The sequence below is a fragment of the Geobacter sp. OR-1 genome (assembly GCF_000813145.1).
Classification (GTDB): Bacteria; Desulfobacterota; Desulfuromonadia; order Geobacterales; family DSM-12255; genus Geoanaerobacter.
Map to the genome: position 1 here is coordinate 251,603 of NZ_BAZF01000005.1, position 13,983 is coordinate 265,585.

The 13,983-nt window shown below is 54.7% G+C and carries 10 protein-coding genes and 1 pseudogene; 7 read left to right on the forward strand and 4 right to left on the reverse strand.

Annotation, left to right across the window (positions count from 1 at the left end):
- Position 1 precedes the first annotated feature (1 nt).
- The 7 genes from OR1_RS07525 to OR1_RS07555 all read left to right on the forward strand — a co-directional run bounded on the left by OR1_RS07525 (position 2) and on the right by OR1_RS07555 (position 9,319).
- Complete coding sequence (locus tag OR1_RS07525; RefSeq protein WP_041971022.1) at positions 2-1,039, forward strand: sulfotransferase; 1,038 nt, start codon at positions 2-4, stop codon at positions 1,037-1,039.
- Entirely contained in the window at positions 1,026-2,402 is a 1,377-nt protein-coding gene (locus OR1_RS07530) for a sulfotransferase (RefSeq protein ID WP_041971023.1), read from the forward strand. Before OR1_RS07525 ends, OR1_RS07530 begins: the two co-directional genes overlap by 14 nt.
- A complete protein-coding gene (locus tag OR1_RS07535; protein ID WP_041971024.1) occupies positions 2,399-3,274 on the forward strand; it encodes a dimethylarginine dimethylaminohydrolase family protein in 876 nt (291 codons plus the stop codon). Before OR1_RS07530 ends, OR1_RS07535 begins: the two co-directional genes overlap by 4 nt.
- A 94-nt stretch (positions 3,275-3,368) precedes the next feature.
- Complete coding sequence (locus tag OR1_RS07540) at positions 3,369-4,352, forward strand: MBL fold metallo-hydrolase (protein ID WP_052440316.1); 984 nt, start codon at positions 3,369-3,371, stop codon at positions 4,350-4,352.
- A 58-nt stretch (positions 4,353-4,410) separates the two neighbouring features.
- Positions 4,411-5,904, forward strand: a complete 1,494-nt coding sequence (locus OR1_RS07545; RefSeq protein WP_041971026.1) for a sulfatase — start codon at positions 4,411-4,413, stop codon at positions 5,902-5,904.
- Positions 5,901-7,571: a sulfatase gene (locus tag OR1_RS07550; protein WP_041971028.1), complete on the forward strand. Its 1,671-nt coding sequence runs from the start codon at positions 5,901-5,903 to the stop codon at positions 7,569-7,571. The genes OR1_RS07545 and OR1_RS07550 overlap by 4 nt, the downstream gene beginning before the upstream one ends.
- Positions 7,572-7,654: 83 nt before the next feature.
- Positions 7,655-9,319, forward strand: a complete 1,665-nt coding sequence (locus tag OR1_RS07555) for a sulfatase (protein WP_041971030.1) — start codon at positions 7,655-7,657, stop codon at positions 9,317-9,319.
- A gap of 338 nt (positions 9,320-9,657) precedes the next feature.
- On the opposite strand, the gene OR1_RS07560 is transcribed toward OR1_RS07555, so the two are convergent.
- The 4 genes and pseudogenes from OR1_RS07560 to OR1_RS07575 form a co-directional block, all read right to left on the reverse strand.
- A complete protein-coding gene (locus OR1_RS07560) occupies positions 9,658-11,280 on the reverse strand; it encodes a cytochrome c3 family protein (protein WP_052440318.1) in 1,623 nt (540 codons plus the stop codon).
- Between the two features lie 108 nt (positions 11,281-11,388).
- The gene (locus tag OR1_RS07565; protein ID WP_041971031.1) at positions 11,389-12,165 is read right to left on the reverse strand and encodes a formylglycine-generating enzyme family protein; all 777 of its coding nucleotides are present in this window, start codon (positions 12,163-12,165) and stop codon (positions 11,389-11,391) included.
- Positions 12,166-12,193: 28 nt separating this feature from the next.
- The gene (locus OR1_RS07570; RefSeq protein WP_160295225.1) at positions 12,194-13,090 is read right to left on the reverse strand and encodes a formylglycine-generating enzyme family protein; all 897 of its coding nucleotides are present in this window, start codon (positions 13,088-13,090) and stop codon (positions 12,194-12,196) included.
- Positions 13,066-13,983, reverse strand: a pseudogene (locus OR1_RS07575) (hypothetical protein); the annotation flags it as partial. The gene OR1_RS07570 and the pseudogene OR1_RS07575, both read right to left, overlap by 25 nt.

Sequence of the window (13,983 nt, forward strand, 5' to 3'; positions counted from 1 at the left end):
TATGAACCCGATCTTCATCATCGGCACAGAGCGTTCCGGCACTAACCTGCTCCGCCTGATCCTCAATGCGCACAGCGCTATCTCCGTGCCGCATCCGCCACATATCATGAAGTTCTTCGGACCATTGGCAACGCTTTACGGCGATCTCGGCGATGACCGCAACTTCCGGCGCCTCATCGCCGATGTTTGCCGCATGGTCGAGCTCCATACCTATCCCTGGGAGATCCGGCCGGACCGTGATCAGGTCTTCCGGGAGGCCCGGGACTGGAACCTGCTCTGCATCTACTTCGCCGTTTATGACCAATACCTGGCGTTCACCGGCAAAGAGCGCTGGTGCTGCAAAAGCACCTTCATGATCGAGCATGTGGCGGATATCCTCCATTACTACCCCGAAGCCAGGTTCATCTTCATGGTGCGCGACGGTCGTGATGTAGCGGTATCGGCCAAGGCCTCCATCTTCAACCATTTTCATGTCTACTATTCAGCCCGGCGTTGGCAGCGGGAACAAAGACTCGGGCTGGATTTGCTCGCCAAGCTGCCTCGCGAACAGATGATGCTGCTCAAATACGAGGAACTGGTCGCTGACCCGGCCACTATTGTTCAGCAGCTTTGCGATTTTCTCGGAGAACGGTTCGAGCCGCAGATGCTGGATTATTACCGATCGCAAGAGGCCAGGAAATCAGGTAGCCTGAGTATCTCCTGGGCCAACACCGCCAAACCGGTCCTGAAGAACAATACCGAGAAGTTCCGCCAGAGGCTTTCCCAGCAGGAGATTTTCCAGATTGAAGCGATTACCTTCAGAGAGATGCTGGAACTAGGTTATGAACCGACCTGCCAATTGGAACAGCTCATGCAAAAACACAAGGAGATGATGCAGGAGCGGCTGGCCTATCGCCTGGAAGAGTTGACCCTGAAACTCCGCGCTGAACTCAATCACCTGCTTAGAGACAAGAACTCGTTTGCGCGCATTCGCAAAAACCTATACATCGAGTTTATCGGCATTTTGCGAAGGCTCACACCATCACATGCAAGACATTAAGCGAAAAATTCACTCCATCAGGAGCTTCCGCAAGGGCATCCTGGAGAAGCGCCGAAACAGCGAACTGTTCCTGCATTCGCTGAAGGATGTGCGGCGGGTGGTTATCATCAACTCCTCCTCGCGCTCGGGCTCCAGCCTGTTATATGCCCTTCTCGGCAAACTGCCTCATGTCATATCGCTGACCGGCGAAGCGGCGCCTTTCTACAAACTCAATACTGTTCTGGATAAATTCAACCCGCATCTTTCCGACCGGTTGCCGACCGAGATGCTCGACGCTGTCATCGACCAGCAGGGGCTGTCGCTGGATTTCATGTCTGATCTGTATCTTGCCGGGATGGAGACCGATGTCCGTAAAATTGATGCCGATACCTACATTGATGACCTGATGCTCAGGTTCTCGCTGCAATGGACCGACCTGGAACTCGATCACGATATCCTGCGAAAGTGTATTGCGCAGGCTTTTGAACAATACGCCGCAACAGCCCTTGTTTTCCGCACCGAGGATTTCTACCTGGAGCTGCTGGCGGGGCTTTGCAGCATCTGGCCGCAGATCAACCCGTTTTATTACGACATCGGCACCGACAAGGTGGCGCTCCGTTTCCCGTTCATTGATATCCCGGTCGGACCGCCGGCAAGCGTCTTTACCATAGAGGAACCACCGTTCATCCTCCTCCCTCCCTGCCGCAGACCTGCCCCGGCCGACCTGGCCGATAAGGTTTTACTGTTGAAGTCAACTGTAGACTGTTACCGGATGAACCTGGTGGAGAAGCTTTTCCCGCAAGCCGATATCAGCATCATCCACCTGGTTAGGAACCCGGCGGCGACCATAAACGGTATCTTCGACGGTTGGCATCACCGTGGTTTTTTCTCGCATAACCTCGCAACCCGCTTCGATAACCACAGCGACCAGATGAAGTTACGCATCAAAGGGTACAGCGATCTCTACCCATTCGGATCGACCTGGTGGAATTTCGACCTCCCCGCAGGCTGGGAAAGCTTTGCCGACCGCGAACTCGTTGAAGTCTGTGCTTTTCAGTGGCATTCAGCCAACGCGGAGATACTCGGCAACCTCGCTGCCGGTGGCAAGCGCTCCTGTACCGTTCATTTCGAGGATATTATCCGCTCCATCGGGTCCCGCCGCGACGTGTTCAGCCGGATGCTCGATTTCATGACTGTTCCGGAAGAGCAAGCCGAACTTCTGCGGCTTGACGATCTGCCGGTAGTCCAATCAACCCTCCCCCCTCAGCTCTACCGCTGGAAAAAACGCCGGGACATCATCTCCAGGTTGCTGGACAATCCCAAGGTTGTTGCCATGGCGGAAACGCTCGGCTATTACCGGGAAAGCATGGATGACTGGCTGTGACCAGCTCCGGTGTCTCTTCCGAATACGGCCGGCTAACCAGGGTGCTGCTGCACAAGCCAGGAGCAGAAATCGGCTCTTGTGCCAAACCATCGGCTGTCCTTCATCTGCGGCCTATCGATCCTGAGATCATGTCCCGCGAATATGACGACATCGCCACTGCCTATACCCGGCTCGGAATAGAAGTAATCCGGCTCGATTCGACCCCGCTCAGCCCTGATCGGAACTACCTGTACAACCTGATGTACTGCCGGGACCTCTTTTTTATGACCCCGGCCGGGGCTATCATCGGCAACATGGCTAATAACATACGTCGAGAAGAGGTCCTGTACGCGCGGCGCGCACTTGAGGAGCTGGGTATATCCATCCTGCATGCCATAGACGGCGAAGGGCTGTTCGAGGGAGCCGATGCGCTCTGGATCAATGACCGCCTTGTTGCCATCGGCATCGGCAACCGGACCAATATGGCTGCATTTGCCCAGATAAAAGCCGTTCTCCAGCGGCAGGGGGTAGCGGCAGTTCCGCTCGCTTCGCATCAGACCAGGACCCAGCACCTGCTCGGCACCATGCAGATCGTTGACCGCAACCTTGCCCTGGTGAGAACCGAAATTATCAACCCGGAGCTGATCCGGCTCCTGGAAGCAAACGGATTTAACGTTATCACAATCCCGGAGAACGATGAAGTCATGGCCAGGCAAGCCATGAACATCGTGACCATTGCCCCGAGCACCATTGTCATGACTGCCGGGTGCCCGGAAACCAGGAGACTGTACCGGAATGCCGGTCTGACAGTGGCCGCGGAAATAGAGATTTCCCAGTTGATCAACGGCGCCGGCGGCCTTGCCTGTGCGACCGGGATAATTGCAAGGGCTTGATGTAGCGGGCTTTATTGTTTTGACGATACCAGCAGTGAAATGATATAGTTCGTTTTTCGATTCAGCCGGTATCAGAGGTAGCATGGAGTAAGGCATGACCCTGTTGCACCTGTTGCAGAGCCCCTCAATCACGGTAAGGATTTTCACCCTTTTATTTGTATCGATTCTGCCCGGCATCTGCTGCGCGGCCAGCGTGTCCGCCCCCAAGACCAGACTCGTACTCCTCGGCACCGGCAATCCTCAACCTGACCCCGACCGTTCCGGCCCGGCATCGGCGATCGTAGTGAATGGCAACGCCTACCTGGTCGATTTCGGGCCGGGAGTGGTCCGGCGTGCGGCGGCGGCCAGACTCGACAAGGGGATCACTGAACTGGACCCTGTCAATATTCGGGTGGTTTTCAGCACCCATCTACATTCCGACCATACCGCCGGCTTCCCCGATCTCATCCTGACCCCGTGGACAATGGGACGCAGGCACCCTCTGGAGGTCTATGGGCCAAAGGGGATCAACGCCATGACAGATCATATCCTCGCGGCATATAGCGAAGACATCGCTATCAGGACGAAAGGGATGGAGCAGGAACCTGTTGAAGGGGTAAAGGTGAACGTGCACGAGATAAAGGCCGGCGTTGTGTACAAAGATGCCAACGTAACAGTGACGGCCTTTCCCACAAAACATGGTGAGTGGATAGAGAGCTACGGCTACCGTTTCGACACCGCAGACCGGAGCATCGTCATCACCGGGGACACCATACCGACCCAGGCGACCATTGACGCATGCAAAGGGTGCGACCTGCTGGTGCACGAGGCATTGACCGAAAAGTTCCTCGACAACCCGATGCGTCCCAATGCCCAGGGATACGACATCCGTGCGTATGCCGAAAAATATCACACCACGACCAGCCAACTGGTAGAACTGGCGAACAAAGCGAGGCCTGGCCTTCTGGTCCTGTATCACAACCCGATAACCCTCCGTCCTCAGAGGCGTCCCATGGCCTCGACTCCAGATGACCTGTTACAGGAGATGAAGGGGTACAAGGGGCGACTGGCAGTCGGCCGCGATCTAGATGTGTATTAAATTGGATAACATGTCCCGCTGAATTGGGAGCAATACCTGATAAAGGAGAGGCGCAAAGATGACACAGCACAACGAACATGATGCGATTAGCAGTAAGGAGATGGACCGAAGAGAATTCTTGAGACGCACTGCGCTGGCCACCGGAGCCATTGCCGCAACCATGTCCATACCGGGGCTGATGACCGGAATAGCGAATGCCGCAGAAGCGAAACTCCCCCTTAAATACAAAGACTACAATGTGGTGTTCGTCAGTTTTGATGCCCTTCAGGCGGCCCATGTCGGGTCACTCGGGTACTCGCGAAATGTGACCCCGACCATTGACGCCATGGCGAAAAAAGGTTTCAACTTCACCAACACCATCTCAGTCGCCTCCTGGACTGTTCCGGCCTCCATGACCTGGTTCACCGGCGTTTATCCGTCGGAGCACCGGCTGACCAACAAGTTTGCCATTTTCAACCCGCCAAGCAACAATGTGCTCTCAAACCTCAAAAAACTCTCTCCGGAACTCGTCACCCTGGCCGAGGTGCTCAAGCAGAATGGTTACGCCACCGGCGGATTCACCGGAAATGCCGGGGTCAGCGGCTTCTTCGGCTACGACCAGGGGTTCGATCAGTACTTCTTTGAAAAAGGGAAGTTCGGGAGCATGGGGGTCAGCATCCCCAAGGCCCTAGACTGGCTGAAAGAGAACAAGAACAAGAAGTTCTTCATGTTCCTCCACGGTTATGATTGTCATGGCCAGAATATCCCGGAAGGCGGCTTTGATTATCGCTTTGTCGACAAGGGATATGACAAAAAATATACCGGCTCCGCCAAGGAACAGGAGGCGCTGCGCGAAGAAGGACTTGAGAAAGGTTCTGTAGCGGTGCGTGACGAGGATGTCAAATTCTGGCGGGCCATCTACGACGAGAAGATCCAGCGCACCGACGCCCGGTTCAAGAAGTTTCTTGAGGAGTACGAGAAGATGGGTCTGCTGGACAAGACCATCTTCGTGCTCACGTCAGACCATGGCACCGAATTCTTCGAGCACAAGCATATGGATCACGGCTTCAGCCTCTATGACGAACTGATTCACGTCCCGCTGGTCATAACACTTCCCAAGCAGAAGTCCGGCAAAATCATCACTGACCAGATCAGCAGCATCGACGTTATGCCGACCATTCTCGACCTGCTCGATGTCAAGATGCCCGAGAAGGCAAAAAACCAGTTGCGCGGCGCCAGCCTGGTCCCGGCAATGAAAGGGAAATCGGTGGCAAAGGAGGTCTACTCTGAAACAGATTACCGTCAGTATACCTACAAGCGATCGGTCATCACCAAGGACGGCTGGAAGTTCATCTATACCCTGGAAAACAAAAACCGCGAACTATACAACCTGAAGAAAGACCCGAAAGAATTGAAAAACGTTGTTGATCAGGAACCCCGCATCGCTTATGAACTGGAACAGAAACTATTCGCCCACTTCAAATCGATCGGCCACGATCTCAGTGCAAAACAATGGATACCTGGCCTGAACCCTGTCTATGATTCGCAGGCCAAGGGAGCCGTGAAAAAATGACCCGATTGGCCGGCAGAGGTTTCGGCAGGTATCTCAAGGCCATTCCGGCCGCCATGTTCATGCTGGTCATCCACTGGAGTGACGGGGGTTGCAGCGCAGCCCCCGCTGCCCCTGCAGCGGAGCGCAATGAATACACCAACGTAATCCTGGTTTCCCTGGATATCCTTCGCCCGGACCATCTGGGCGCCTACGGTTACCCAAAAGAGACAAGCCCGCAGATTGACCGGCTGGCCAAGCAATCCGTCCTGTTTGAAAACGCCATTGCCCACTCCTACCTGACCCCGGTGGCCCACATGAGCGTGATCACCGGCCAGTATCCCCGCAATCACGGAATGGTCTCATTTGAGGTCAGCAAGAACCAGGTTTCCCAGCGAACCCTGCCGGAAATCCTGAAACTCTACGGCTATCAGACTGCTGCAGTGGTGAGTTCGCCGGAATTCTTCATGCGCTATGACACCGAGTCCGGCAAGATAGTCAATCCGAAAGATATCTTTTCCCATGCCTTTGACTACTACGGCAGGACGGTACCGGACGCCACCGGGAGCGTCAGAGTTAATCCCACTGCCGCGCTGGACTGGTTGAAGGCCAACAAGGACAGGAAGTTTTTCCTCTGGATAGAGACCGGGATGCTGCACCCCCCTTACTCCCAGACTGTCCCCATGCCGTACAAGACCCAGTTCGACCCGCCGGGTTACACCCCTTTCTATGAACAGTTCCCCATTCGCCTGGGGCGGGAGAATGCTGATAGAGGCGTACCGACTGAGGTCCTGTTCCATGTTTACCGCGGGAACTATTACCTGGACTTCCAGCCGATTCACAAGCTGACCGAAAAGGATGTCTCTTTCATCAACGGCCGCTATGATGCCGGGGTCTATTACACCGACACCTTTATCGGCGATCTGCTGAATACGCTTGATGCACTAAAGCTCTCTGGCAAGACCCTGGTGATTTTCCATTCGATCCATGGTGAAAGCCTGGGCGAGCACGGCTATTTTTTCCATCACGACGTCTTCGACACTGAGGTGAAGACCGCCCTGACGATGCGATTTCCGGACAACAGTCAGGCAGGTAAAAGGATATCCCGGCAGGTCCAGGGCATTGACATCTTGCCGACCATTCTCGATTACCTGCAGATTCCGATCAACCATGAATCCCAGGGAGCCAGCCTGATGCCGCTTATCAAAGGGGATGAAGCAGGGTTTAAAGGCTCTGAATATGCTTTCATCGATCGCTTGCCATGGTGGGAATATGTCCTGGGTGGCTGGCATCTTGAGCATCAGTCCGAACGGGAAGCCCAATATACCCCTTTGGAAATTGCCAAAATGAAGGATTACCGGAACCTGTTGAATAAGACCATTTTGGGGGAGTACCCGCCGGAGTGCATTGCGGTTCGAACCAACAAATGGAAATTGATTCTCAGGGAAAAAAGCAACCTTCTGGAAAACATCTCGTGGTGGAATTTCATTTCAGGTAAAAAGTTTCCCGTTGATTCCATTGAGCTGTTCGATCTCGATAAAGACCCGATGGAGCAGAAAAACGTCGCCAAGGATCATCCCAAAGTGGTCGAGCAGTTAAAAGCGAAGCTGCTCGAGTGGGATGCCTCCATCAAAAAGAACATGACAACACCAGCAGTAAAAGGCCAGCCGCTCATTATCCCCTATCCGTGAAACGGCCGCGCCGAAAGAGCTGACAAGCAAGAGGTCAGACGTAAATCTTCACTGTTATTCAAATCAGCAAAAGGGAACCTGTAATGGATATAAAATCGATCACCCGGCATCTGTCATTTAGGGCGATTATCTCTGCAGCCATCGCGCTGGCAGCAGCACCAGCCTTTGCAGTGCCCTCTGCGACAACCACCTTCTCCGCAGAAAAGCGCTTTGACAATACCAATGTCATCCTGGTCTCTTTACAGTGCCTGCGACCTGACCATCTCGGGGTATACGGCTACAAGCGCGATACAAGTCCGAACATCGACAAGCTGGCAAAGTCGTCAATCCTTTTCGACAACACCATCGCCCAGGCAAACCTTACACCTGTGGCGATGATGAGCGTGCTTACCTCCCAGTATCCCCGGGTCAACGGCATGATCGCCTTCGATGCCTCCAAGGATGCGGTCAAAAGCAGGACCATGCCGGAAATTCTCAAATATTACGGCTACACGACTGCCGCAGTCTCCGGGTCGCCCGAATTCTTCATGCGCTATGACACAGAATCCGGCACCGAAATCAAGCTGGGCGATGTATTCTCCCGGTCATTCGATTATTTCGGCAGGACCAGGAAGGGGCTCGGCTCCTCGCTCCGGGTACTGCCGACGGAGTCACTTGCATGGCTGGAGAACAACAAAGACAAGAAGTTTTTCATGTGGATCGCCAGCGGGGTCATCCATGTCCCGTACGCTGCAGGTGTGCCGCGCGACCAGAAAACCGTTTTCGACCCTCCCGGATACAAGCCGTTCTGGGAGCAATTCCACTCCATAAAAGCGGAAGAAGGGACATCCGACGATACCACCTATGACGTGCTGATGCGTCTCTACCGCGATGAATATTATCTAGGATTTAAGCCGGTACACAAGCTGACCCCGACCGACTACTCCTATATTGTTTCGCGTTACGATGCCTCCATCCGCCATACCGACATGTTTATCGGCGAACTGGTCAAGACTCTTGAAAAAACCGGGCTGGCAAAAAACACGATCCTCATCATTCACTCCATACATGGCGAAGACCTCGGAGAGCGCGGCACGTATGTTCATTACGACCTGTCCGAACCGGTTGTGAAGAGCGCCCTTCTCATGCGTCTCCCTGACGGAGAGCAGGGCGGAAAAAGGATTGCCCAGCAGGTTCAGGGGATAGATGTGCTGCCGACCGTTCTCGATTACCTTGGAATTCCTCAAGACCACAGTCAACAGGGGAAAAGTCTGCTGCCTCTTGTAAAAGGAGAGCCCGGAGCAAAAGGGACCGAATACGCTTTCATCGATCGCATCCCCTGGTGGGAACATACCCTGAGCAGATGGTATCTCGAATTCAAAAATAACCAGACCGACTATCCCGATGCCGAGAAAAAACCGGTAAAAGATTACGGAATCATGCTCCGTGAGGCATTTCCTCCCAATTCCTACCCTCCCGGCGACATCGCCATCAGGACCGAGAAATGGAAGCTTATTATCCGGAAAAGTCCCCGGCTGCTGGAAAAGGTTTCCTGGTACGGCTTTATCACCGGTAAAGCACTCCGGTACGGGGACCTGGAACTTTACGACATTGTCGCCGATCCTGCCCAGCTGACAAATGTTGCCAGTCGGAACCCACAGGTGGTCAATGAACTGAAGGCAAGACTTCTTGAATGGGATGCTTCCGTTGACAAAAAGAAGGCAACGTACGGGACCGGAGAAAAACGGTTCATAATCCCTTATCCCTGACCACCGGCTTCAACAGAAAGCCTCCTGGAGCGAGTATCCAGGAGGCTTTTTTTACATCAATTACTCGATGAATTCAGTTTACCAATTCGTTTTCTGGTTCCATTGATTCCCATCCTGCCTACTTTGGGAAGGGGTATTCCCTCGTCCGAACTGTTTTACATGACACCCGACAACCTCGACCTTCCCGGACTTCTTGCTTTTTGATGCTGCCTCGCTCTGGCTTGCAGCTGCTTTAACATCTTGTTTCTGCGAGTTATCGACCTTCTTTTTTGGCAACCAGGACAGGCCACTGTTTTCCCTCAGTCCGGATGGCCCTTCCTCGAAGCAGTTGGTCTGCATCAACCTCGGCAATCCCGAGTTGTGGGACTGGTGGCACTTGGAGCAGGGGAAGGCGTGCTCCTTGTTGTTCCCCCACCCTTTACCGATCGGTGGATCTGGTCGGCAATGGTTGTTTTGCCGGTTTTTTCCCTGAAATGACACTTAAGGCACAGCCCGGCAAACGCGTCGTCATTCTCGACGATCCGCTTGTCAGCGCCAAAGGTATTGCGATCGATATTGTATTTCATCCCTGCCATGGACATCGGCTCGCGGGGGGCACCGCTGCCGCCGATGCCGAAATTGGCATTGGCATCACGATTGGTAAAACTGAAATCCCCCTTTTCCCATGCTATTGCCCGATTACCGGTGCCATCACGTTTCTCGAAACCTGCTTTACCGGGCGAAGCAGAAGGTGGCCCGTCCTCACGGTAGGGGGAGGTGAGCCAGGTCCCCTTCAGCAGCGGTACGGCATAGGCCATCTTCTCTCCCAGGGTCGGGCTGACACCGTGTGGGTCATGGCACGGGGTGCAGAGACCGTTGATGCGCCCTTGACTTGAGTAGCTGAGGAATTTCCCCCCCTTCAGATGGCTGCTGACGATCTCGGTCCGGCTCTGGCGGTTGGCATAGCGGGAGGTGGAGCCTTTTACCCCGGTGCCGAAGTGGGCGGTGTCTTTATATCCGATGATCGGTTCTTTGGCGCCGTAAGTGCTGTTGTAGCCCCAGGGGGTGGCCCCGCTTTGGGCGGTCTCATGGCAGTCGAAGCATAACCCGGCGCCGGGATTGTACGGATTGCTGCTTTTTTGATCTGTGTTGGCGGAGGGGGTGTAGTTCATCCGGTAGCCGGATCTGCCGCTGCCGGTCTGCTTGAGGATACCGCCACGGTTGGTGCCATCGTAGGTGCGGTAGCTGGTGGTGACTCCGGTGATGTCTGAGCCGTGGGAGTTGTGGCAATCAAAGCATTCGACATTCCTGGCATTGCTGCCGCCGCGGGTGATTGGGATCTCTCCGTCATAGCCGCTGGCGCTGCTCCACCCTCCCTGGTTGGCGGATGCATTGCCATGGGCGGAAAAGGCCTTGGTGAGCCGCATCTTCTTGTTTGATGCCGAGGTGGAGTATTTCCCCCAGGTGGTGGTCCCGGCGGCAGAATAACGGGAGGCGACGCTCTGACCGTCCCAGGAATAACGGGAGGGGCTGTTGGGATCGCCGCTGAACGGCAAGATGGCGTTGTTCCCATCGCTGTGACACCCAAGGCAATGCCGGGTGATCCCGCCTACTGCTGTCCGCTCTCTTGCAGTGGCTATCTCGGAAGGGGTATAGGTTACTGCCGTTATTTCGCTCCGGTATTCTGTCGGCCGTTTTCCTTCACCCCAGATTACCAGGTCTACGGAAGCGTTCTGTGAACCACCCGTGTGGTACCGGTTGTCGATTCCGCCATCGGGTCTGGCTTCCCAGTGGCAGGCGTAGCAATGCTTGCCGCTGACACCGGTCTTCTGGACATGATGGGAACCGCCGTTCATCTGAACAGCTACATTGCTATGGCAATCAAGACAATCTTCGGCAAAGGTGGGAGTGGCAATGAAAAGAGCTGCCGCAAAAAAGGCCGGCAGGCTATATAGAGGAATGCGGGAAAATCTGTTGGTCATGAGTGCTCCTTTGCACGTAAACTTCGTTGTTTACCGTCTCATGGCCACAAAAATATCATGCGACTATTTATAAATCCAGAACCAATATATCAAAAGGTGAACCGGTCACTAATTTGACCCGGAAACCGCCAAACGGAAACCGATATCCGGAGCAATGTCACCAGGATAACCGCTGCTGCGCCATGCAGCGCGCGACTGACCTGGGCCGTACAGCCAACTGCCCCCACGACGAACGCGGGTTGAACTTGCCTCTGCCCCAACAGGATCAATTTGCCGGGCTGAAGGATAAGACCCTTTCCAGTCCTGAACCCACTCCCAGACATTGCCGCTCATATCGAAAATACCTAGAGAGTTCGGGGCCTTTTTGCCCACCGGGTGGCTCCGGCGGCCGCTGTTACCTTCATGCCAGGAGGTTACATCGACATCAACAGAACCGCAATACTCCTGATCGCCAATCCCCCCTGACCTGCAGGCATATTCCCACTCAGCCTCAGTGGGGAGGCGATGCTCCCTTCCAGTGATACTGTTAAGCCTTTGGATGAAATCCTGGGCATCATGCCAGCTGACCTGCTCAACAGGGCAATCATCGCCGCAACGGTTGAACCGGGAAGGGTTGTTACCCATAATCGAGCGCCATTGTCCCTGGGTAACCTCATACTTGGCCATGTAGAACCCGGAGACACAGACATCGTGCACCGGCATCTCGTCTCTGCCCCCTGCTGACGAGCCCATACTGAAGCACCCCCCAGGCACCGGAACGAACTCCATGGCATTGTTTGAATTGGTGATCGTACCGGCACTATTGCCGGGGACATTGCCTTTTTGTGCGCTTACTGAGGCAGCTATAATCAGCAGACTGATAATCAGGATAAATCTCGTCACCATTTTTCACCCGCCCACGGCAAAACCGCTTTCATGGGGATACCAGCCTGAACCCCAGGAAAAGAATGCGAAATTCCGGAGGGAATCCGTTTCGGTCCGAAACCCGGACGCATTCGGAGGCGTTTGCCCAACCGCCTCCTCGTGGAATCTTGAGTTCCCCGGTTGGCGGCCCTTTTGGATTATCCTTCGGGCTGTTGTAGTAATATTCTTCGTCGTACCAGTCGGCCGTCCATTCCCAGGCATTTCCCATGATGTCATACAAACCGTAGCCGTTGGGGTGGAACTTTCCTACTGCAGCAGCTACCTTGTAACCATCGTTGCATTCAGTAGTCGTCCAGTCGGGCCACTGACGCTTTGCGGTTAAATCAGCGCCGTTTGCGTGCCGACAGGCTTCGGCAGGGTCATCGCCCCAGAAATTACGCCCGGACGTTCCCCCCCGCGCCGCATATTCCCATTCAGCTTCAGTCGGCAGCCGATAGCTCCGGCCTGACTTGTAGGAAAGCCATTTTGCATATTCAACGGCGTCAAACCAGGAGATGTTTGTTACCGGCTGATTGTCGTTGTTGAGAGAATTGCCTTCATATGAGCCGCTGTTATGTCCCGGTTTGAACAGCCGGTATTGCGCGTTGGTTACCTCGTATTTCCCCATGCTGAAGCCGTTCAGACAGACTTCATGGGCAGGCTTTTCATCCCCCTGGCCGTCGCCATACGTATCACCCATCCTAAAACAGCCGGCAGGCACCGGCACAAACTCCATGCCGGATACCGGGTCAGAGAAAGTAGTAACGGACGGTGCAGCAATAACAACAGAATCAGCGGTTGAACCTGTAACAGCTAGAAAAATGAACACAACCAAGAGGCTGGCAAACCGGATGGTTCTTCTGCCCAGGCCAATGCTGCTCCCTACCATGTGGTCACCCTGTTCCACTCGCCCGATTCGCCGCTCTTGGTGGCCTGCGGAGATGCCTTTCCAAACTGCCTGACATGGCATCCGACCACTTTGTTCTTTGAAGAGGCACCGTTTTGGCCGGGAAGGGGCTCGATTCCCTTATTACCGGTTGCCTCGGCACTGAATGGCAGCCATGGCACCCCGCTGTTCTCCCTGAGCCCGGTAGGGCCATCCTGGAAACAGTTGGTCTGCATAAGCCGCGGCAGCCCTGAATTGTGGGATTGGTGGCACTTGGAACAAGGGAACGAATGCTCCTTGTTGTTCCCCAGCCCCTTCACGGCACGGTGGACAAGGTTGGCCTTCGAATCGACGGCAAAACTCTCCTTTGTGTGGCAACTTAGACAGATGCCGGCAAAGAGATCCGCATTCTCCGATATTCGGTTGTCACCGCCAAAGGTGTTCCGGTCAACATTGTATTGCATTCCGGCCATAGGTTCGCGCGGAGCGGCACTGCTCCCTCTGCCGAAATTTGCCCCTGCGCCCCGGTTGGTAATGTTTGAATCAACCTCGCGAGACGAAGCCTTCGTGACTTTGCCGAAATTGGAGCTGGCCTCGCGGTTCACGGCATTGAAATCTCCCTGTCTGAGGGAGGTGCTGCTATCCTTGCCGAAGTTAGAACTCGCCTCGCGGTTCACCGTGTTGTAGTCGGTCTGCTGCGCTGCACCGCTCTGACCTTTGCCGAAATTCGAGCCGGCTTCGCGATTCACGGCATTGAAATCTCCCTGACGCGGAGCGCTGTTATCCTTGCCAAAGTTAGAACTCGCCTCGCGGTTCACCGTGTTGTAGTCGGCCTGCCGGGCCGCACCGCTCTGACCTTTGCCGAAGTTAGCACCGGCTTCGCGATTCACGGCATTGAAATCTCCCTGACGCGG

Excerpts from the sequence above, each read along its gene's own strand:
- OR1_RS07525 (WP_041971022.1), top strand. The coding sequence starts at position 2 with ATGAACCCGATCTTCATCATCGGCACAGAGCGTTCCGGCACTAACCTG.
- OR1_RS07530 (WP_041971023.1), top strand. The coding sequence starts at position 1,026 with ATGCAAGACATTAAGCGAAAAATTCACTCCATCAGGAGCTTCCGCAAG.
- OR1_RS07540 (WP_052440316.1), top strand. The coding sequence starts at position 3,369 with ATGACCCTGTTGCACCTGTTGCAGAGCCCCTCAATCACGGTAAGGATT.
- OR1_RS07545 (WP_041971026.1), top strand. The coding sequence starts at position 4,411 with ATGACACAGCACAACGAACATGATGCGATTAGCAGTAAGGAGATGGAC.
- OR1_RS07550 (WP_041971028.1), top strand. The coding sequence starts at position 5,901 with ATGACCCGATTGGCCGGCAGAGGTTTCGGCAGGTATCTCAAGGCCATT.
- OR1_RS07555 (WP_041971030.1), top strand. The coding sequence starts at position 7,655 with ATGGATATAAAATCGATCACCCGGCATCTGTCATTTAGGGCGATTATC.
- OR1_RS07560 (WP_052440318.1), bottom strand. The coding sequence starts at position 11,280 with ATGACCAACAGATTTTCCCGCATTCCTCTATATAGCCTGCCGGCCTTT.
- OR1_RS07565 (WP_041971031.1), bottom strand. The coding sequence starts at position 12,165 with ATGGTGACGAGATTTATCCTGATTATCAGTCTGCTGATTATAGCTGCC.